Source organism: Ekhidna sp. (genome assembly GCF_965227465.1).
GTDB lineage: Bacteria > Bacteroidota > Bacteroidia > Cytophagales > Cyclobacteriaceae > Ekhidna.
Map to the genome: position 1 here is coordinate 1420048 of NZ_OZ245746.1, position 20847 is coordinate 1440894.

Genomic DNA, 20847 nt, shown 5'->3' on the forward strand with positions numbered 1-20847 from the left:
TATCTTTCGCCAAAATCAGGATTGAATGGCAAAAAAACTTAATCAAGTACGTCAATTTATCGAAGTAGACCTATGGCGACTTAAGCTCAAATCCTTACCAAAAAGGAGGCGCTACCTTTATGGATTCATAAGAGTTTGGGTGATTGCCATTAAAGAATTCATCCACGATAAATGTGCGGAGAAAGCTTCTGCTCTGACTTATTTTTCCATGCTTTCATTGGTGCCAGTTATCGCGATGGTGGTGGCTATAGCAGAAGCTTTTGGCATAAGAAAACTAATGGACCAGGAGCTCAATAAGTATTTTACCGGACAGGAAGAAATATTAAAGAACGTTCTCTCTTTTGCAGATAAAATGCTCAATGAAGCAAGCGGCGGAATTATAACAGGAATTTCCATCATCTTTCTGATTTTTACCGTCATACGACTATTGATGAACATTGAGGCTGCCTTTAATGACATGTGGGATATTAAGAAAAATAGGAGATGGGAGCGGAAAGTGTCAGATTATGTGGCAGTTATTTTGCTAGGCCCACTTCTACTCATAGTAGCAAGTAGTGCAACTATCTTAGTAAAAGATACCATTCAAGAATTCATTTCGCAGATGGAATTTTTAGGCCAAATTAGATCTGGTATCGTCTTCCTGCTAAAGTTACTGCCATACACAATCCTTTGGCTTTTGCTTTTCGGTCTTTATTTAATTTTCCCAAACACGCGAGTTAAGTTTTGGCCAGCACTTTCTGCGGGGATAGTAGCAGGCACTTTATATCAACTTAATCAGCAGGCATTCATATCCTTACAGTTTGCATTTGCAAAGTACGACGCTATATATGGAAGTATTGCTTTCCTTCCATTGTTCTTAATCTGGCTTCAGATTAGCTGGCTGATCGTATTATTTGGTGCAGAAATATGTTACGGTGTTCAATACATAGACCAGTGGGAGATGAACTCTGAGAAGCTAAAACTTAGCCTCAGTCATCGAAAGAAGTTAATGCTTTTGCTGCTTTACAGGGTAATAAAAAGATTTGAGAAGGGGCAAGGTGCCTTGAGACTGAATGAACTAGCAAGCAAAATAAATGTTCCACGAAGGTATGTGGTGGATATTTGTTATGATTTGGAAAAATCAGAATTAATAACGCGAATTGATTCTGAAGATATAGCTTATCAGCCCAGCTTCGATATTCATAAAATGGATCTTTACGAAATATTGACAAGATATGAGCAGCAAGGAATGAGTGATTTTGATCCTAGAAAATCAAAAGCCTTTGAGAATATAGAAGATAAATTGGAAGAAATCGAAGAACAGTGGAAGGCAGGTAAGGCAAATATCCTTCTTAAGGATCTATGATGATCGTTGTTTGAATGACCAGGTAAACTCAAACGCTGATACGACGGTACCATCTTTCATTTTACCTACTGTTTTAAATTTGGCTTCAGCGGCCTCTCCGGTCTTTATGCACTTTTCTACTGCTTCAAATGCTTTCTGCCCATCCTCGCAGGTAAAGTACACTCTACCCGTAGCTTTTTTGCTAAAGGTAGCTTTGAGATCTACAATGATAAAGGCCACAGAAGGCTTTTGTCCGGTAATTGCCAGAAGACATGGTGATGCAGTTGATAACTCTGCAGCCATACTCTGCACGGCGAAATAGGTTGATTTAAATGGGTTTTTATTGAGGTTTTTGAATGGGACGGAGGTCGTACATTTATCAGGAGTAAGCTCTCTGACCCGAAGACCGGCAATCCAGCCCATTGGTAGGCTCTTCATTAAGTAAAGTGGGAATTTAAGTCCGTTGGTTACCTGGTTGGCAAGTTTTTGCTGTTTGGGATTTAAAGTCATCCTGCCTGCTTTTCTTCTTTTGCAAGTATCTTCTTCTTCTCTTTATTCATGAAGTAGCCTTCGAGCGCCCCTTCAGAAAACTTTACAAGAATGAATAATGCTCCAAGAATTCCTAAACTCACAAATTGCGTGTCAAACATTTCATCGATAATCGGCTCTAAGAGGACTTGCTCCAAGATGAAAAGAATAACAGCTACAGTGAATAATATGGTGGAGGCTCTTCTTCCTACTTTGGCTTTAGCCAGCTGATCGACTGTGTCAGCAAGCTGAGTATTCTTCACCTTGATTTCATCGTTTTGTTCCCGGATTTGTAGGTTGGCATTATCTAGCTTTTTCTGTAGTCGATCTGAAACGCGTGTAATTACTTTCGCCTGAGCTACAAGTTCCTCATATTCATCTGAGAAAGCATCCAAATCCTCTTTATAGATTGCATGGGTCTCAATCTTTGATCTGAATTTTCTGAGACTGTCAATCTCATCATAGTAAAGCTCCTGGTTTTTATTCATTTAGGTTTTGCAATCACATATCATCTTCTTCTATTTCAAAGAAGTTAAAATTTAAATCTAGGAGGTCACTATAATCTTCACCGGCTTCCATCATATCATCATCACCTTCTTCGTAATACCAGTTAATAGTGATCTTTCTTCCACTATTCTCAATTTTACTCATTCGTTTGAAAACATCAAAGAGACATTTGGATGAGCTGGTATTAAAATATTCGAATGCAATGTTGGCGGTAAATTCTGGCCCACCAGACGTTGTATATTCATCTAAATTATCAAGCACGCGCTGATAGAACTGAATAGAGTTTTCAGGACTTGATCTTCCTTTCATTTCCAATAAACCTTCATCTGGATCGAAATTGATCAAGGGGGTTGTTCGTGTCGGTTCGATGAATATTTTTTCCATAAATTTCTCTACGGTTATTGGTTTATGTTTTTTGTGATGTTAACCTTCAATTCTTGGTAGTCTAATTTGAAAAGTAAAATAACTCACCTTGTCAGTTACCGGTTGAAATTTGTATCTCAACTTTTGGCCGCCAGTTTTTCTAGCAATGTCAATAAAGCCTAACCCACCAGTTCCCTTATCAGAAAATTCCTGTTCAGCTAAAACCTTTTTGTATAAAGCCCTTAATTCATCAGCATCAACCGAGTTGATGTCATCAAGTCTTTTTTGAATTTCTTTCGTCTTACTTGCAGGGATGTAGTTTCCGGTCTGTAAACTATAAAATCGCTTTCTTGCGGCAATCATTATTAACGCAGAGTTGGAATCATAGCTACTTACTTTCATGTCGTCAGCATTCACTTCATCCAGGTGATAATAAAGATTCTGAATACACTCCGTAGCTACGTTGTAGAATTTCTTTTTAACCTTTCTATTTTCTTCCAACTCTTCTAATCTTTCTTCAAGTGTTCCAATCATAGCTGTCACTAGATCAAAAGTCAATTCACCCTTAAACATTAGAATAATGTTCTGGTCATATATGTTTTTGTAGCTCCTCAGATAATCCATAAATAGGGGTAATTTTCTTTGGGCTGGAAAAGTAAGAACTTATGACTAATTAAACCAAATGTTTAAGCACCTAAAACTTCATGGTGATTATCAATGGATTAAGGTCGTCAGCACTCCAACCCGAAATTATTCCAAACGGTAAAACTATGATCTTTATCAGACTTAAATGACTAAAAACTTATCAAAAGGCAAATTATGCTTTTCTTTAGTATTTTCGTAGAGGTTGTGAACGCTGAAATGTCGCTAAGTAATTTGATTAGCAACTTCTAATGGTATATAAGTATAAAAATGTAATATTTCCAATAAACGTTTTTTTGCTATAGATTTGAGGGACTTGCTAATAGGATTTTTTTAATCCTTATGCCAGTAGATTAACTAGTTAAGAGTTTAACCAACTATGTTCAAGGTATGTTAAAGAAGGATTTATATTCCAATGTCTATATTCTCACGGCATTGGTTTTGATAGGGGCGGTGGCATATTACGTCTTTGTCCTCCAAAAAGAGATTACCAACTCATTTAACCAGGATCCGAAAGTTGTTCAGGTTTCTGCAAACCAAACCACTATGGGTCAGCAGATTGTAAAGGCTGCCATAGGGATGGGGTATGCAAGAACTGAGGAGCAGTTCACGTACTTCAAAAATGAGTTAAGAAATGTGTATCCACAATGGCAGAGGGGGCATCAGGCACTTTTAAATGGTAGCTCTGAATTAAACCTGACGCAACCCTCCCAATCCGATGAGTATCTGGAATTGCAAGAAGAGCTTAAGTTTCTCTTCTTTGACATGAATACAAACACTAAAAATATTTTAGATGTTAACTATACAGAAAATCAGTCTGATGTAAACTTCCTATCATTAAGAAGATCGATTACTTCATTAATCAATACCTTAAGGAGGTACTCAGATGCCACAACAAATGTCACCGATTATTTTGTTGACACGGCACAAAACAGAGGTGCAAGTTTAGGTCTAGCTGAGTATGTTGGTTTTTCGCTTTTCGTTGGAATTTTCTTGGTACAAGGCTTCTTCATATTTAGACCGCTGGTAAAACTTGCGAGTGAAAATTACTTATCAGCAAACAAAGCCTTTGTAAAAGTTAAAAAGTCAGAGCAGCAGCTCAAAATCAACTTCCAGAAACAGAAGCTAATTAATAAGAAACTTTATTTATCCAGAAAAGAACTGGAAGAGAAAAACCTTAAGCTTGAGGAATCTGAGGCGAAGTTGCTCAAATCATCTGAGGAGCAAATTAAAATTAACGAGCGTTTGATTTCGGCACAAGATGAATTGAACCTCGCATATAAGAAACTTCAGGATTCTGAGGTTGAAATTAGGGAGCTTGCTGACAAGCAATTGCAGGATAATGAGAAACTGTTCCTTGCTGAGAAAAAGCTTCAGTCCTTGCTGGAAAACGAGCAAAAGTCGAGAGAAGAATTGTCAAATGCTCTTGATTCTTTGAAGGGAGCCCAGTCTCAACTGGTACATTCTGAAAAAATGGCCTCACTAGGTCAGCTTACAGCTGGGATTGCACACGAGATTAACAATCCAATTAACTTCATCTCAAGTGGTATGGTATCACTAAAGATGTCTATAGAAGCAATGCGTGAAATTGCTGAAGAATACACGAGAATTGACGATGGTGAGGATGCGGAAGAAGTGTTAGAGTCAGTGAAAGAGCTTAAAGAAGAGCATGAGTATGATGAGATCGTAGATGAGTTGGATGACCTTATAAATGACATCAACTACGGTGTTACAAGGACGATTGAAATTGTAAAAGGTTTACGGGTATTCTCCAGACTTGATGAAGAGGAGGCTAAGAATGCCAATGTTAATGAAAACATTGATGCTACTCTCACACTTCTTAGAAACAAGACGAAAGGTAAGATCGAAATTACCAAGCATTATGATGAGAGCATGCATGACATAGAGTGTTACCCAGGTCAGCTTAACCAGGTATTTATGAACATTCTCAATAATGCCGTGCAAGCAATGCCTGATGATAAAAAGGATGCTGAAATTACGATCTATACGGAAGAAGCTGACAATGAAGTATTTGTTAGGATCAAAGACAATGGAGTCGGTATTCCAGAAGAATTAAAAAATAGAATTTGGGAACCATTTTTTACTACTAAAGAAGTAGGAGTGGGAACAGGTTTAGGCATGTCAATTACTTATGGAATTATAGAAAAGCATGGAGGTAAAATAGATTTAACAAGTGAAGTGGGTAAAGGGACAGAATTTGTTATCAATTTGCCAAAGAAAATCACCCCTATAAAGAAGAAGGAAGAGGAAGTTGCAGAGAGTAATTAATTTAACAACATTAAGATAAGTGTAGGATGGAAGAGATTCATGACCAGCAACAAATAGATCGACCAGTAAAAAAGAAGAAATTCTCACTTCTTTATGTCGATGATGAGGCTACAAACCTTAGAGTTTTTAAAGCGAATTTTAGAAAGTTTTTTAATGTCCATACCTCAACCAACCCAATTGAGGCGATAGATATACTAAATGAGGAAGATATTCAGGTAATCGTTACTGATCAGAGAATGCCTGAAATGACCGGGACCCAGTTTCTAGAGAAAATACTTCCCGATCATCCGGATGTCATTAAAATTATTCTTACTGGATTTACAGATATTGAAGCTATTAAGGACGGAATAAACAGGTGTGGCATTTTCAAGTACATAACCAAACCCTGGAATTTTGATGAAATGAAAGGGGTGCTCGAGCGAGCTATTGAAACATATCAACAAGCTGCAGAAAGTGAGGAACACATCAAAGAGCTGGAAGATAGTAATGTAGAGTTGGAAAGTAGGGTGAGAGCGCGAACAGAAGAGCTCAATAAGATTAATAAACGTTTGATAGATAGTATCAGGTATGCTGGGTTACTACAGCAATCAATGCTACCTAACGATCGCTATCTAAGCAGACAATTTCAGGATCACTTTGTCATCTTTGAAACCAAGTATCTATTTAGTGAGGAGTTCGTTTGGACCACCAGGCTAAATTTTAGATCGGAAGATTACACCGTGGTTTCATTGATTGAATTTGATGGTAAGGGAATTGTAGGTTCATTGAAAACACTTATTGCTGACTCTGTACTCAACTACCTTACTCATGATAGAAAAATTTTCCACTCAGGTGAAATTATCAATGAACTTAAATATGAACTTGATGCCGCCGGATCTGATGAACTGCAATGTGACTTAAAAGTTTCTGTCGCAGTATTTGATCATAACGCACAAACTTTACAATTTAGCGGCATCAATCAGGATATGATTGTATTCAATGAGAGTAAATCTACTTTACTGAAGGGTGATGAAGGTGACCATTTTGAAGACGCAATCGCTGATAAAATCAGTATCGAGCCAAATGCTTCATATTATATGTATTCCAATGGATATTATAATCAGACCAACGAGGATGGAGTCAAATTTTCTTATGAAAAATTTGAGGAAATGCTGAAGAGTATCAAAGGTAAATCCATGGCGGAACAAAGAGAATTTTTAATGAGTAACCTGCAATCATGGAAGGCAGGATCAAGTCTTAATGATGATATTTCAATCATAGGATTTAAACTCTAATAGTTGAATGGCTACAAAGGCAAGCAGTTTTAAAGAGTGGTGCACGAATAATATTAGCCCACAGTCTTGGACACGAATATGTCTAAGGTCAGTTGACGCTATTCGCTCAAAAGGACATACGCTAAAGGAAATGGAAGACTTAAATCCTGATGTGGAAATGGATGACGAGTTGATGGATCAACTAAATGATGCTTTATCTGAGCTATATGATATGAAGGTTGATGAAAATGTCTTAGCTCCTCAATAGAATAACAGACTCACTCTACTACTTAATTTCAAAGCCTAATACACAAACATCATCGGTTTGACTTGTATTTTTAGACCATTCACTAAATGTTTTTTCGATAATTTTTTGCTGCTCAAGAATTGGCTTATCGGACGATTCTTCGATCAGCTTATTGAAATTTTTTGACATAAATTTCTTATCAGATTCACCGCCAAATTGGTCTTGATATCCATCTGAGGAAAGAAAAATACGATCTTTAACATCTAGTTGAATAACCTCTTTGGTCAGCTGTGCAAATACTTGCTGTTCATCGCCCTCAATTCCGCCAACCATTTGCCGAGGTGTCTTGTAGATTATCATCTCATTACTTCCATGCTTCATAAGCCGCAGTGGAATGCCAGCCCCTGCAAATTCCATTTTAAGCGTATCAAGATCAATAACGCAGATTCCTATTTCCATTCCATCTCTATTAACCTCCTCTGTTTCTCGCTGAAGCTCAAACTTAATTACCTTGTCAAGGCGCGAAATGATCTTTTTAGGGTCTAGGTAGTTTTGATAATAAATAATATTGGTTAGCTGGTTACTCCCCATAATGGACATAATGGCACCAGGTACGCCATGGCCAGTACAGTCTCCACATGCCACAATCATGTACTCGTTATTTCCTCTTCTAACACGCTCAAACCAATAGAAATCTCCTCCAATGATATCTTTTGGCCGATACATCACAAACGATTCTGGAAAAACACCTCTTAATGTACTAATAGGAGGAAGTGTAGATCGTTGGATTCTTTCTGCATAACTAATGCTGTCCCTGATCTGGGATGAAACAGACACAAGCTGATTTTTTTGCATTTCGATTTGCGTCTTTTGATCAATGAGCTGCTTATTGGTTTGCCGCTGCTCTTCTATCTGACCGATCAAACTTTGAGAGGTGCTAGCCATTTGCTTAGCAAGCTTTCCTATTTCGTCTTTTGACCCAGTAGGAAGTTCAACATCTAAATTCCCCTTACTAAGCTCTTCTGCCGCATTACTTAGTTTAACAATCGGTTTCACGAATATGTTGGCTGCAATCAGTGATAGTATAATTGCGATGGCAATGACCGGAATAACAGCCCATAATATCTGATTTCTGATTTGTGAAAGTGGGGCATAAGCTCTCTCTTTCGGTACACTCAAAATGAGAATCCAATCATTACCGTTAAAGGATAAGTAGTTGGTTTCTCTGGTCACAAAATAAAGACCTTCCTGCGTTTCTAAAAAATTAACACCGGGCTCATTTAGTGAGGAAATCAGATTGAATTTATCATAGTTTGAAGTTAAAATGTTCGATGGATCTGTATTTGAATAAAGGATTAATCCTTCGCTATCAATGAGTTGAATATCGAGATTCCTGGAAGAGTCTGAGCTTAAGGAATATTCTCCAACAATTTTGAAAAGCTCATCAACTAAAATTCTTCCAACCAAAACACCATATTCATTTCCGATGTTGTCAACTACTCTAGACGCAAAATGCATAACTACACGTCCGACCGACTCTGATTTTGAAACGTCAACCGTTGCATCTTGTCCTTCTTGTAGTTTCGTCCAGTATAAAGTGTTCGGATGTTGTTTACCTATTGAGATCCTTTTGCTATCAGCAATTCGGACGCGATTTGTATCAAAAAAAGAAAACGAATAGTATAGGTTATTTAGACTTTCCAGTTCTTGAAGCTTTCTGGTAAGTTCTTCTGGGTTGTGGTTTCGATTATAGAAATACGAATTTTTTGCAGCTAATTTTACGTCATTTAGTCTGGAGAACATAAACCTCCCAATATCTGAGCTTATACCCTTAGACTGTTGGGTCATGCTCGTAACTATCTCCTCTTTTAGCGTTTGCTCTACTTTTTGATCAGCGAAAAAAGATAAGACACCAGCGGTGAACAAGACTAAGAAAAGACAGAGTATGGTTAGTTTGGCGTATATGTTCATAGATCGGGGTTATCCGTTTCGCAGTAAAAATAATCTATTCCTATTGCTAATCTATGGGATAAATACAATAAGTACAGGCCACTTTGGTCCCTTTCTTGCTATGAACGTATTATATTCGTATTCGCAAATTAATTCTAAAGATGAAGTTCTTAATTACCGCCACAATTCTGTTAGTGTCTTTGAGTATAAATGCTCAAAATTTAACCACTTACAGAAGTACGCGATCAGTAGATGAAACCGTAGAAAGGCTTGTAGAAATAATCAAACAAAAGAAGCTTGCTTATTTTGAAACAGTAGAGCATGATAAAGTTGCTCAGGAATACGGAGTAACCATTCCACCTACACGAATGATATTGTTTGAAGATCCAAACTTGATGATTGAACTTATATCATGCAGACAAACTACTGCACTTGATTTACCAATGAAAATATTGGTTTGGGAAGAAAATAATGATGTTTATATCGGATTTTTCGATCCTAAAATCATGAAAAAACGGTTTCTACTCCAGGAATGTGAAGACATAATCACTAGTATGTCACGTTTGAAGATTAGAGTTGTTAATGAAGCATTGAGGGACGACTAGTGAGTGGGATTGCCCATCGGACTCTATCCCATCTGAATTTCAAGGAATCATCCGCAAAATAGAAAAGCATACGTTCTTGAGACTGATCAGCGTACTTAGGTTTTACTTTCAGTCGAATTACATCAAGTGTGTCTTTATAGTTGTAGCTACCCCATTGGTTCCATTCCGCATTAAAAATAATTGTCCATTCGTCTTTAGTTGGAATTGTGAAAATGGAATAATTTCCACTGTCCAAACTTAATGTATCAATAAACATTTCATCTTTTACTGATAAAAAGGTGGCATGGTTTGCACCAGTCCTCCATAATTCATTATAAGGAACCAGATAGTCTGGTCCATCCCCGAAAATCTCTCGCCCTTTTACTCCTGGACTACTAAATTCAATCAATACACCAACCCCATCAATTGAAGCAGTATCCTTTCTTAGTGGAGAGGGTCTGTTCTGAGGATCAGAAGTGCACCTTATGCAGGTTATTATCGTAAAACCAAACATCATAATGATGATTGATTTTGAACGAAAAATTGTCCGAAATTGAAAAGAAGTATTCATTGAGTTAGTCGATAACGTACTGAAAAATAGTAGGTTACAGTTTTGGGTATATTATTTGCCGGTTGAATATAAAAACTATTATTAATATGGGAATAATTGGAATTGAAATACCCCAACTTAATGAGGAACAAGATATTGAAGTAGAGGTGCGGGTTAATGGCATCAAAAAGCAATATAATTACCGAGTTGAAATTTTTCATTGGGATGATTGTCCATACCCAACGGAAGATCGTGTGGAATGTATTCGCCAGTTGGTTAATGGTTATGATAAAAACTGGGATCTGGCTCATCTAGGACTACCAACTGATGATTATATTCCAATTACCTTCCGAAAGAAACGTTAGAAAGGTAGATCATCATCTTGAGAAAAATCTTCTTTCGCCCACTCTTGAGATGGGGGTGGAGCTGTTTCCTGACTAGCACCTGAGGAAGTTTTTGGATCCACTCGCCATGCTTGTAGACTATTAAAGTATTTGACCTGACCTTGGGGATCAGTCCATTTTCTTCCTTTTAAGTTAAAATTAACCGTAACCTCGTCACCTATCTTTAGCGTATCAAGTTGCTCACAGTTGCTTTGAATTAACTCAAACTTTACAAATTCCGGATATTGAGGGTTTTCTGCATACTCTAATACAAACTCTCTTTTCTTAAAAGTGTCTTTAATGGTTTGTGTATCGTATTTTTCTACGATTTTGCCTTCTACTATCATATGTTTTTTAAAACTATTGTTAAACTTTGTTGGTTCAACATGCAAGTATGACAAAGTCTAAGAAATATTTCCTGATTGGAGCCATCATTTTCATAATAATTATGGTTTTTATTGTCATTGACTTTAGTCAAAGAACAAAAGCTCCTTGGAAAAAGACTGAAGTAGAGCAATCGGATGAGTAAGAATAAAGTAGATATTTCGAGAATAGATTTAGAAAAGGAGAAGGATAAGATTACCGATATTCCCGGCTTGATTGAATACGCACATCACGCAGGTAGTGCAATCATTAAACCAGAAGATAAAGGTCGAATAAAAGGAACGGCAATAGCTTCCATGCATGACCAGACGGATAGACAATTTCGTCAGCTGTATGAGCAAATGCAAACACTCATTGAGCAGGCTAAATACCTGCAAAGTAGAGTAGAAGTGTCAGAGCGAATCTATCAGGCACATGTTCCGTTTCAACCCGTCGTGGGAAAAGTCTATTTTCTTTACAGGAAAAAGAATGGCACGGACCTATTATCCATGGTAAGTCCACCTGAATGGGGAAAATCGCTTCCCTATGAATCATTTGAAGCTGAAGTTCGATTACTATCAGATCATACATGGGAGATTGTGCAAACTAAGAGTGATGAGTATCGATACTAACCTTTTAAGTTTAATTTTATCCGTCCAGGAATCCTAAACATTCATATTTTACGTTAGTTAAAGTCCATATGCATCGAATAATGAAAATTACTTCCTTTTGGCTTTCACTTTCGCTAATTATTTATGGCTGTTCAAATTCAAGTGAGACCAGCATAGATTGTTCTTCTTCAGATTTGTCAGTAGAAGTTATCAATTCTCAAAAATCTGACTGTGATGTACCGGGATTCCTGGATGTAGCAGGTCAAGGCGGAGAATTACCTTACAGGTATAGTCTTGATGGAATTGAATTTCAAGAATCTGAAAGGTTTGAAGACCTATATGCCGGGAGCTATACGATTACAATTATTGATAGCAAGGGGTGTTCATCTCAAACCAATTTTAATTTAGCATCAGAGCCAACAGGAATCACACTGACCTTATCAAGTTCGAATGCCAATTGCTCATCAGCGAATGGTTCGATAATGGCAGATGCAAGCGGAGGAACTGGAAACCTTTCATATGCAATTGAAAATGGTTCTTTTTCGAATACTAACAATTTCATGAATTTATCCGCCGGAGAATATGAAGTCTCTGTTAAAGATGAAGAAAATTGCATTGTTACAAAGAAGACTAGAGTCAAGACCAACACTAGCTTGTCAAATGATATTATGCCAATAATATCTTCCAATTGCTCTATATCAAATTGTCATAATGGTACCGTACCTCCCAATTTAACTTCTAGTTCTGCCGTAATTGATAATGCCCAACGTATCAAATCTGAAACTCAGACTGGCAGTATGCCTCGGAATGGCACACTTTCAAATGTTGATATTGCTTTAATTGCTTGTTGGGTAGATGATGGTGCGGGTGATAATTAGGGTACATACTTTTAATGTTGTTACATTAATTAACTAACTTGAGATAGAATAAACATTCGGAAGTATGAAAAATTTTATCTGCATCTTATTGCTAATAGCACTATTCATATTCTCAAGCTGCTCTAACAACAGTGAAAATCCGGGTATCGATTGTGCACAATCCGATCTTTCGTTAAGTATCTCATCCACTTCCGAACCAACATGTAGTTCCACAGGAAGTATCAGTGTCACGGCATCTGGTGGTACCTCACCCTATCAATTCAGTATTGATGGAATCAATTTCCAGTCGTCCAATACATTTGACGGCCTGGCGGCAGGTTCTTTAACCATTGAGGTAATGGATGCAGATGGGTGTACAGATGTTCTAAATTCGACGCTGGAAAGTAATGGTGGTCTTTCATTGGAATTAACCGCTACGGAATCTGATTGTATCAACGCAACAGGTACCATTGAAGTAACTGCGTCAGGAGGGGATGGCTCCTTTACTTATTCAATTGATGGATCGGCAGGCCAGTCTGAAAATATATTTACGAGTATTAGTACTGGGGATCATGAAGTTACTGTTACTGATGGGACAGGATGCTCAAGTTCTTCTGAGATATATGTTAGCTCCACTATTAGTTTATCTGCAGATATTATGCCTCTCCTGCAAAGAGAGTGCACTTTCTCAGGATGCCACAATGGTGATAACGGTTCAGATCGCAACTGGACACAGAAAGAGGATATTCTTTCAAAAGCTTCGGGTATTAAATCCAGAACACAGAGTGGTTCCATGCCACGGTCTCCAGGAATGCTTACAGCTGACGAAGTAGCCATGATTGCCTGTTGGGTAGATGATGGAGCAAAAGACAACTAAATGGCTCATGATAAGAAAACTGATATTCTTAGCTTTTTTATTCGCGTGCCTCGCTGGATTTTCGCAAAAATTTAAATCCCAAACATCACATGTTCGCTTCTTTTCAGACGCGCCAATGGAAGACATTGAAGCCATAAATGAGGCTGCGAGCAGTATTATTGATCTTGAGAGTAATGCAATAGTGATAGTGATACCTATAAAGTCTTTCGACTTTAAAAAGAAATTGATGCAAGAACATTTCAATGAAAACTACCTGGAATCAGACAAATACCCAAGAGCAACATTCAAAGGCAAATTAAGAGATTGGGATCAGGGAAAAGGCACAAATTCGGCAAGGGCTGTAGGATTACTTGAAATACACGGAGTAGCTAATGAAGTTTCAATTTCCGGTGAAATTACTTTCGATGGTGATTCAATAACGATCGAGACGATTTTTCCTATTTTATTGGAAGATTATAAAGTTAAAATTCCAAAAGCCGTGTTTTATAACATAGCTGAGGAAGTAGAAGTAACAGCTAAATTCGTATACACTCCCTATGAAAAAAATTAGTGTCATTCTTTTAGTTACGTTCCTCGGGTTTTCTGCATTTGCGCAAGATGAATTGATGGAACTTTTGGAGTCAGAAGAAGCAAAAGATAAAGGATATGTTTCAGCGACCTTTAAAGGGACAAGAGTTATCAATGGCCACTCAGTGGAAACACGTTCTAATGGAGTTTTAGAATTTATTATTAGTCACCGTTTTGGAACACTGGATTCAGGATATGATGGCTTTTATGGTTTGGATTTTTCCACCATTCGACTCGGTTTGGAGTATGGAGTTACTGATAACCTAAACATTGGAATAGGCCGAGCATCCTTTGATAAAGTGGTTGATGTCTTTGCAAAATACAGGCTCGTTCGGCAATCAAGTGAATTTCCAGTTTCCGCAACTTTATTTTCCAGTTTCGCACGAAAAACAGTTGAGCAAATTGGATTGAATGGCATAGATCGAAACACCTATACCGCGCAATTACTTTTCGCTCGAAAATTCAATTCTAATTTCAGTTTTCAAGTAGCTCCAACAATAATTCAGCGAAATTTGGTCGCTAGTGACCAGGATGATAACCTATTAATTGCGATTGGCCTAGGGGGCAGGTATAAAGTATCCAATAGAATAGCAATTGTAAGTGAATACTATCCGGTTTTGACTGATAAATCTGTACAATTCCAAAACTCTTTCGCTTTAGGAGTTGATATCGAAACAGGCGGCCATGTATTCCAGCTGCATTTCACAAATGCGGTGCAGATGAATGAGCGTGGATTTATAGGTGAAACCTCAGATGATTTTTGGGATGGTGAGATTCACTACGGATTTAATATTACACGTGTTTTTGATCTCAGACCAAATAAATAATAGCATTTTGTCTTCACTGTTAGCTTAGACTTCTTACTTCTTAATATCTTCATCGGATAATTAGGAACATTGAAGAAGTTAATCACTCTTTTGACTATTTTGATAGCATCCCATTGTGCTTTCTCTCAGGACTTAATTGTAACTGCAGAAGGAGATTCAATTGAATGCAAGATCACCCGAATAGGTAATGATTTTATCCATTTTTCTGTATATGGAAAGAGCGGAGTGTTACTTATGCGATCTCGCCTTCCTCTGACGCAAGTTCAATCGTACCAGCAAGCTGATCCTGAAGAAAATAATGAGAAAATTGATCCCTTAAACAAGGGTGAAGAATTACCGGATAAATATGAAGATCTACCAGTTGTTTATGAAGAATTCCTTCCTGCATCATTTAGGCTATCTCTGAATACCGGCTATACTTATCAACTTGGTGGTTATGATGGATTACCCAATTCTTATAAAAAGCAGCTGCAATCGCTATGGAATGTAGGAGCTGAATTAAGTTGTTTTATATCAGATGATGTGGGAATAGGTGCCAAATACAATTATATATTCACTCGTGCAGACGAAGATTTTCAGCCTCCCGTCAGCACAGCGTTCGGCTTTTCAAGTATTAGGGATGAGAAAGTGAGCTTTAGGTATGTTGGCTTATTATTGGGATTTAGAAATTTTCTCTACGATGATCAGATAGTCAATTATTTCATTTCCGGAGGAGTTGTCAAATACAGAACAGATGGTTTAGCTGATGGCGCTCCTTTTTACCAGGAAGGACATACTTTCGGCGCTGTTGTGGGTGTTAGCTATGATTTCCTATTGCATCGTAATGTTGGGATAGGTGTAGGTGCGGAGGTCAACATTGCAAATCTGCGAGAGTTTGATAATAATGGCAACATAGTTCCAGCAGATTTTTCTCTTACAAGAGTAGACCTAACCCTGGGTTTCCGATTTTTTAAATAGTTGCTCTTAATGCAAAAATGAGGTTTCTTCCCGGAGCACTTATTCCGGAAGAATAAGGACGGTAGTGTTTATCTAATATATTTTCAAGTCCCAGGTTAAAATTGAAATGCTCATTGATTTGATAGCTCGTTTTTACATTGAGTGTATACCATCCTGGTGAGCCTTCATCAGTGTATAGATAGGGTTTTCGGTCAATTTCAGCTGAAGGAATATCGCTTCTGTTTCGGTTGCTATTATACTCGAAGTAAAATTCGGAGCGAAATTTTCTTTTCTTGTGAGTAACAGACACTTTTCCGAATATAGGAGTTGTGTGTCTGAGTGGCTGATCATTAGTAATATCTCTCCCGCCGGTATAACTAATGGTCTTAGATAGTGCCCAATTAGCTGCCACCTCTGCGGTATAGCTCAAACTACCCCCGTAGATCTCCGCAACACCGGCATTCACTTTAGCAAAAACTGCCAATGTTTCCCCGTCTATAGTTGCCGTATTACTCCCATTCAAAGTGAAAGGTCCATCGATGATCGCATCAAACAATCTGCTGTGAAACGCTACTGCTCTAAACAGCGAGACCCCTGACTTTCGTTGGTAAGCAACCTCATAACTGAGTGAATATTCAGGGTTTAAATCAGGATTGGGAACCACCAGGCTATTTCCAACATCAAATATTTTCCCAACATCGTCAATATTTGGTGATCTGAATCCTGTTGAGAAATTCAAGCTTATTTTATTCAGCTCGTTCAAATTGATTGCTAAACCTAATGACCCATTGAAGGCGGAATTTGTCAAATCAATTTCGGATAAATTATTATTTAATGCTTGAACGTCACTCGTTTCTCCTTGAAGACTGATGGTATTGAACCTTAATCCGCTATTGAAAGTAACCTGACTAGACAATTGATTTACATAGCTACCATAAATCGCAAAAGAGGTATAATCACTCCCTCCATTTGGGTATCGGCTATTGGCTTCTGTTATTTCATCGGTCTCAACATTTCTTCTAAATGCTTCCGAATGGATGTCATTATGGTAAAAATCCATTCCATAATAAAGGTTGGAATTTCTAAATTCTTTGTCAAAATCCAATGAAACAGTATACATATCCACACTTTCAGTTCTAGTCCTGAGCCTGTCGTCCCCAAAGTTTCTGTCATTTCTGCCTTCGTCAAATCTTTGGTATGCCAATGTCAGCTTAGCTTGATCGAAGAGCGCATTTTTTCCATAGAAATTGAATTTAACATTGTGCATTTGCCACTTCTGAGGACCGTAATACCATTCTGCTGCTGCAAGTGAATCCGTATCTGGTCCAGACGTCTCAGATAAGAGATCATACCTGGGAATATCTGAAGTTGTGCTGAAGTAGAACCCATAGCTCACATCTGTTTTTGGACCTAACCTGTACTTAATTTTGGAAATCGTATTGAAAAGGTCATAACCGGAGAATTTCTGAATATCGACATCCTCGTTAAGGATAAGTTGATCTTGGCCATTTATCCGATCCACATAGAAAGTCCTCTCAAATTCACCTTCATACCCTCCGGACCGATTACTACCAGCTCTCAGGTCATCAAATGAAGTGAATGATGAGGAATGAAAGAATGTAAATTGTTTTTGGCTCACTGAAAGATCAACATGCCCGGTTCTTTCGTTTGCTGCTGTACTATATCTGGCCAGCGTGTTAATTCTAATATCTGCCTGATTATCGGTTGACCAACCAGGGTCGATCGTATGAAAGTCCATAACACCCCCGAGAGCATCACTGCCGTAGATTACAGAACCCGGACCAAAAATTACCTCAGAACTCGAAAGCGCATTTGGATCTATATTAATGACATTCTGTAGGTTCCCGCTTCTAAATATTGCATTATTCATACGCACACCATCTACAACCAAAAGCACGGAGTTTGCAGCAAAACCACGAATTTTTGGGGAGCCACCGCCCAATTGACTTTTTTGGACAAAAACCTGACCCGAACCTGCTAATAAATCTGCAGATGTTTGTGGATTTTGAAATTGGATTGTTTTTCTGTTGATAGTCATAATTTTCTGAGAAACACTTTCCTCAGCTTGCTCCCATTTATTTGCTGAGATCACTACCTCATTAAAAGACATGATTTTTTCTTTTAAGGAGACCCTCAAGTCACTTCCCAGGTATGCAATGGATTGTTGATAGTAGGAAGGATGTTGAAAAAAAACCAATCCTTTGGGAAAGTCACTGATATTAGCAAGCCCTTTTTCGTTGCTGTAGGCTACATTTTCTTTGTTTTCGTGATATATGAAGACATCCACGATCGGTTTTCCTGTCGCATCATCTACAATTAAAGCGTTTTGTGAAAATGATTGAAAGGATATAAAGCAAAGTAGAAGGGCAATCTTGAGATTATGTCTCATTCAGTAACTAATTTCGAAATATTGATTCGTTATAAATAATTGCGCAAAAATTGAGCCGTTCATGCCCATAATAAAGTCCAAATATCATAAAAGGCCCTGGTATTTTATCAACGGTCATTTCGAAACTATTATTCCATCACTTTTTTATGAAGTGGAAGGCATTGATTACGATAGAGAGCGACTGGAACTTGACGATGGTGATTTTCTCGATTTGGATTGGATAAACAAAGATAATACGCGCTTAATTATTCTAAGCCATGGTCTGGAGGGTAGTTCAGACCGACATTATATCAAGCGTCCCGCCGAATATTTTTCAAGGCAGGGTTGGGATATATTAGCGTGGAATAACCGCAGTTGCAGTGGAGAAATGAATCGATTACCACGATTTTATCATCATGGTGCCACAGAGGACATTGCAGCAGTTATCGATCATGGGCTTAGCCATGGCTATGAAGAAATTGTACTTATTGGTTACTCAATGGGAGGGGGCATGCAACAAAAATATTTGGGAGAAAGAGCTCCGGATGAAAGAATTAAAGGAGCAATCTCCTTTTCCGTGCCCTGTAATGTCCAAAACAGTGCGGAAATGCTGCGGAAAGGAGCAAGTAGAATCTACGAAAAACGATTTGTTAAGCGGTTGAAAGAAAAAATCCTTACGAAGGCCGAGGTGGTGGACATGGATGTAAGCGGAATTAAAGACGTTAAGAATTTCCGACAGTTGGATGAACAATTTACACTTAAGGTTCACCGTGAATATTCCAGTGCTGATGATTTCTATAATAAAATAACAAGTGATCAGTACCTACCCAATATCAAAATACCATTACTCATCGTAAATGCCATAAATGACCCAATGTTAGGCGATAAGTGCTACCCAATAGATCTGGCTGAAAATAGCGATAACATCTATTTAGAAATGCCGGAGAAAGGAGGGCATGTAGGTTTTACGCTTCCAAAAAGCCAATGGAGCTACATGGAACATGCAGCTGATTGGTTTATAAGTGAAGTTATTTTTCCTCAAACTTCAAAGCAGCTCCATTGATGCAATACCTCAATCCGGTTGGTTTTGGCCCGTCAGGAAATACATGTCCTAAGTGACCGTCACATCGTGCACACAACACCTCAGTGCGTACCATTCCATAGGATTTGTCGTCTTCTTCTGCAACATTCACTTCATTGATGGGTTCATAAAAGGATGGCCATCCGGTTCCTGATTTAAATTTAGTAGCGGATTCAAACAAGGGAAGTTTGCATGCTGCACAGGTATAAGTTCCTTCTTCTTTGTTATCTAAGAGTTCGCTAGTAAAAGCTCTCTCAGTTCCTTTTTCACGAAGTACATAGTATTCAAAATCAGTTAATTCAGCTTTCCACTCAGTCTCTGATTTTTCTATTTTTTCAATTGAACTAGTTGATTCTTGATTTTTCTTTTCAGGCTTTTGTTGAGCACAGGAGATAAAAGAAAAGGTGATGGTTAAAAGAACGATTAAATTTTTCATATCAGACAAACGATTATTTAGTGCGATTCGGTTTCATTATTTGTTTTGGAGCTAATACCTATGTCTTGCCTAAGACTTTCATATACTGCGTCCATACACCCACCTCATGAGTGTATTGTTTGGCCATTACTCGCGTGATTTGATTAATGTGACCTAGATCATGAACAACCCAGGCAGCTAAAAGGTTTTTCAAAGTGATAATCCCTAATTCAGGATGTCGACCTGTTTTTAGTAAATCCTGATCGGTAAGTTTCAGTCCTTTTAATTCTTGAATATTCTTTTTCCGAAGTAATTGAAACTCGTCCAACAATGAATCAAGGGTTTTCCCTTTACTCAATTCATATTGAGCAAACCGATCAAATGGTTCAAAAGCTTCAGTATCACCGTGTGCCAAAATGATTTTCACTCTCGGAATCCAATCCGTGTTTTCACCATGGATTAAGTGGCCGACCACATCAAACGGGCTCCAGGTGTCAGGACCTTCGTTATGACTAACCCAATCGTTAGGTAAATTTCTTAAGAGTTGGTTGAGAATATCAGGAGTTCGTTCCAGTATAGGGGTGGATTTTTCTAAATCAAATTGCATCTAATAAAGATAAGCAAGGTTCATTCCCGACACGAACAATGACTTTAACATAATAATATGCTAGGATTCTTATGCCTTGATTTGTGTCTTCACAAACCAACTCCTCATTTCGTTTCGTGAGGACACGAACCAAGGCAGAACTTTATTTTGTGAGTAGTCACAAGCGGACGCTTGCGCCAGATGTGGGGGTACTTTCGCATAACAACTATCATGCTCCTGTTTGTTGGTTGTTCGGCCAGAAGTAAAGAATGTTTTCATCTAGTTCATCTGTTATGGCAAAATCTCCGTTTCCTTTGGAAATTTTGTTCAGCGAATTTCTTAATTCAACGAGTTTCTTGGTTCCAAATGTCAGTTCGAGGTTGTTCGTTCCAATGCGATAATTCCATGAATCTGCATCAACGTTCTTGTTCGCTTTAAGAATGAGTTCTGAAGTTGATTTCCAGTTTGCTTTACCATTTCTGTTGTTTACAGTGTTGAGTTGTGTAGGTGTTGGTGGTTGAACTCTAATTGTTTTAGTTGTTGACCATTGACACTGTTCCATCAGGTTCAAAAGTTCATGTAAATCGCTCAATGATTCCGGAGTTGTGCTGAGGTTCCAACCAGAGTAGTTCCTGTCGTTCTCTGTGTATGTCCACAGGTATAAAGTCCCAGTTAATTTGAGTTTTCTTATTTGAGATTTGATATCCATGGCGGGATG

The 20847-nt window shown here is 38.1% G+C and carries 25 protein-coding genes; 14 read left to right on the forward strand and 11 right to left on the reverse strand.

Going from position 1 to position 20847, the window contains the following annotated elements; translation table 11 throughout:
- Window positions 1-25: 25 nt before the first annotated feature.
- A complete protein-coding gene (locus ACO05G_RS06460; RefSeq protein WP_421765226.1) occupies window positions 26-1345 on the forward strand; it encodes a YihY/virulence factor BrkB family protein in 1320 nt (439 codons plus the stop codon).
- Here the strand turns inward: ACO05G_RS06460 and ACO05G_RS06465 are convergent.
- The 4 genes from ACO05G_RS06465 to ACO05G_RS06480 form a co-directional block, all read right to left on the reverse strand.
- Entirely contained in the window at window positions 1340-1762 is a 423-nt protein-coding gene (locus tag ACO05G_RS06465) for a thioesterase (protein ID WP_421765227.1), read from the reverse strand. The two genes, ACO05G_RS06460 and ACO05G_RS06465, sit on opposite strands and share 6 nt — an antisense overlap.
- Window positions 1763-1830: 68 nt before the next feature.
- The gene (locus ACO05G_RS06470) at window positions 1831-2340 is read right to left on the reverse strand and encodes a hypothetical protein (protein WP_421765228.1); all 510 of its coding nucleotides are present in this window, start codon (window positions 2338-2340) and stop codon (window positions 1831-1833) included.
- 13 nt (window positions 2341-2353) lie between these two features.
- Window positions 2354-2743, reverse strand: coding sequence for a DUF1987 domain-containing protein (locus ACO05G_RS06475; RefSeq protein WP_348281384.1), 390 nt, complete (start codon window positions 2741-2743; stop codon window positions 2354-2356).
- 39 nt (window positions 2744-2782) lie between these two features.
- On the reverse strand, window positions 2783-3346 hold the full coding sequence (locus ACO05G_RS06480) for a SiaB family protein kinase (protein ID WP_348281383.1): 564 nt from the start codon (window positions 3344-3346) through the stop codon (window positions 2783-2785).
- A gap of 408 nt (window positions 3347-3754) precedes the next feature.
- On the opposite strand from ACO05G_RS06480, the gene ACO05G_RS06485 reads away from it, so the two are divergent.
- The 3 genes from ACO05G_RS06485 to ACO05G_RS06495 are packed head-to-tail and all read left to right on the forward strand — an operon-like array spanning window position 3755 to window position 7174.
- A complete protein-coding gene (locus ACO05G_RS06485; protein ID WP_348281382.1) occupies window positions 3755-5653 on the forward strand; it encodes an ATP-binding protein in 1899 nt (632 codons plus the stop codon).
- A gap of 26 nt (window positions 5654-5679) precedes the next feature.
- Window positions 5680-6927 (forward strand): response regulator, encoded by a 1248-nt coding sequence (locus tag ACO05G_RS06490; protein WP_348281381.1) that lies wholly within the window; start codon window positions 5680-5682, stop codon window positions 6925-6927.
- Between the two features lie 7 nt (window positions 6928-6934).
- Window positions 6935-7174, forward strand: coding sequence for a hypothetical protein (locus ACO05G_RS06495; protein ID WP_348281380.1), 240 nt, complete (start codon window positions 6935-6937; stop codon window positions 7172-7174).
- A gap of 18 nt (window positions 7175-7192) precedes the next feature.
- Here ACO05G_RS06495 and ACO05G_RS06500 read toward each other — a convergent pair whose 3' ends face one another.
- Window positions 7193-9124: a SpoIIE family protein phosphatase gene (locus tag ACO05G_RS06500; protein ID WP_348281379.1), complete on the reverse strand. Its 1932-nt coding sequence runs from the start codon at window positions 9122-9124 to the stop codon at window positions 7193-7195.
- 140 nt (window positions 9125-9264) lie between these two features.
- Here ACO05G_RS06500 and ACO05G_RS06505 point away from each other — a divergent pair, with 140 nt between their 5' ends.
- The gene (locus tag ACO05G_RS06505) at window positions 9265-9708 is read left to right on the forward strand and encodes a DUF302 domain-containing protein (RefSeq protein WP_348281378.1); all 444 of its coding nucleotides are present in this window, start codon (window positions 9265-9267) and stop codon (window positions 9706-9708) included.
- On the opposite strand, the gene ACO05G_RS06510 is transcribed toward ACO05G_RS06505, so the two are convergent.
- The gene (locus ACO05G_RS06510) at window positions 9683-10258 is read right to left on the reverse strand and encodes a DUF2911 domain-containing protein (protein ID WP_421765229.1); all 576 of its coding nucleotides are present in this window, start codon (window positions 10256-10258) and stop codon (window positions 9683-9685) included. The two genes, ACO05G_RS06505 and ACO05G_RS06510, sit on opposite strands and share 26 nt — an antisense overlap.
- An 86-nt stretch (window positions 10259-10344) precedes the next feature.
- Between ACO05G_RS06510 and ACO05G_RS06515 the strand changes: the two genes are divergently transcribed.
- Window positions 10345-10602 (forward strand): hypothetical protein, encoded by a 258-nt coding sequence (locus ACO05G_RS06515; RefSeq protein ID WP_348281376.1) that lies wholly within the window; start codon window positions 10345-10347, stop codon window positions 10600-10602.
- Here ACO05G_RS06515 and ACO05G_RS06520 read toward each other — a convergent pair.
- A complete protein-coding gene (locus ACO05G_RS06520; RefSeq protein WP_348281375.1) occupies window positions 10599-10967 on the reverse strand; it encodes a DUF3127 domain-containing protein in 369 nt (122 codons plus the stop codon). The genes ACO05G_RS06515 and ACO05G_RS06520 overlap by 4 nt on opposite strands.
- 47 nt (window positions 10968-11014) lie before the next feature.
- Here ACO05G_RS06520 and ACO05G_RS06525 point away from each other — a divergent pair, with 47 nt between their 5' ends.
- The 7 genes from ACO05G_RS06525 (at window position 11015) to ACO05G_RS06555 (ending at window position 15679) form a co-directional block, all read left to right on the forward strand.
- Complete coding sequence (locus tag ACO05G_RS06525) at window positions 11015-11149, forward strand: hypothetical protein (RefSeq protein ID WP_421765230.1); 135 nt, start codon at window positions 11015-11017, stop codon at window positions 11147-11149.
- Window positions 11142-11615 carry a DUF2452 domain-containing protein gene (locus ACO05G_RS06530; RefSeq protein ID WP_348281373.1) on the forward strand — a complete coding sequence of 158 codons (474 nt, stop codon included), beginning with the start codon at window positions 11142-11144 and terminating at the stop codon, window positions 11613-11615. Before ACO05G_RS06525 ends, ACO05G_RS06530 begins: the two co-directional genes overlap by 8 nt.
- Before the next feature lie 80 nt (window positions 11616-11695).
- On the forward strand, window positions 11696-12472 hold the full coding sequence (locus ACO05G_RS06535; RefSeq protein WP_421765231.1) for a hypothetical protein: 777 nt from the start codon (window positions 11696-11698) through the stop codon (window positions 12470-12472).
- Window positions 12473-12536: 64 nt separating this feature from the next.
- Entirely contained in the window at window positions 12537-13328 is a 792-nt protein-coding gene (locus ACO05G_RS06540) for a SprB repeat-containing protein (RefSeq protein ID WP_421765232.1), read from the forward strand.
- A gap of 115 nt (window positions 13329-13443) precedes the next feature.
- Entirely contained in the window at window positions 13444-13878 is a 435-nt protein-coding gene (locus ACO05G_RS06545; protein ID WP_421765233.1) for a YceI family protein, read from the forward strand.
- Window positions 13865-14722, forward strand: a complete 858-nt coding sequence (locus ACO05G_RS06550) for a DUF5777 family beta-barrel protein (RefSeq protein WP_421765234.1) — start codon at window positions 13865-13867, stop codon at window positions 14720-14722. Before ACO05G_RS06545 ends, ACO05G_RS06550 begins: the two co-directional genes overlap by 14 nt.
- Window positions 14723-14791: 69 nt before the next feature.
- Entirely contained in the window at window positions 14792-15679 is an 888-nt protein-coding gene (locus ACO05G_RS06555; protein ID WP_421765235.1) for a hypothetical protein, read from the forward strand.
- Here the strand turns inward: ACO05G_RS06555 and ACO05G_RS06560 are convergent.
- On the reverse strand, window positions 15672-18068 hold the full coding sequence (locus ACO05G_RS06560; protein ID WP_421765236.1) for a TonB-dependent receptor: 2397 nt from the start codon (window positions 18066-18068) through the stop codon (window positions 15672-15674). The genes ACO05G_RS06555 and ACO05G_RS06560 overlap by 8 nt on opposite strands.
- A 61-nt stretch (window positions 18069-18129) precedes the next feature.
- Here ACO05G_RS06560 and ACO05G_RS06565 point away from each other — a divergent pair, with 61 nt between their 5' ends.
- Entirely contained in the window at window positions 18130-19110 is a 981-nt protein-coding gene (locus tag ACO05G_RS06565) for a YheT family hydrolase (protein WP_421765237.1), read from the forward strand.
- Here ACO05G_RS06565 and msrB read toward each other — a convergent pair.
- The 3 genes from msrB to ACO05G_RS06580 form a co-directional block, all read right to left on the reverse strand.
- A complete protein-coding gene (gene msrB, locus ACO05G_RS06570; RefSeq protein WP_421765238.1) occupies window positions 19076-19564 on the reverse strand; it encodes a peptide-methionine (R)-S-oxide reductase MsrB in 489 nt (162 codons plus the stop codon). The two genes, ACO05G_RS06565 and msrB, sit on opposite strands and share 35 nt — an antisense overlap.
- Window positions 19565-19622: 58 nt before the next feature.
- On the reverse strand, window positions 19623-20150 hold the full coding sequence (locus ACO05G_RS06575) for a DinB family protein (protein WP_421765239.1): 528 nt from the start codon (window positions 20148-20150) through the stop codon (window positions 19623-19625).
- Between the two features lie 208 nt (window positions 20151-20358).
- Window positions 20359-20838, reverse strand: a complete 480-nt coding sequence (locus tag ACO05G_RS06580; protein ID WP_421765240.1) for a hypothetical protein — start codon at window positions 20836-20838, stop codon at window positions 20359-20361.
- Window positions 20839-20847 lie beyond the last annotated feature (9 nt).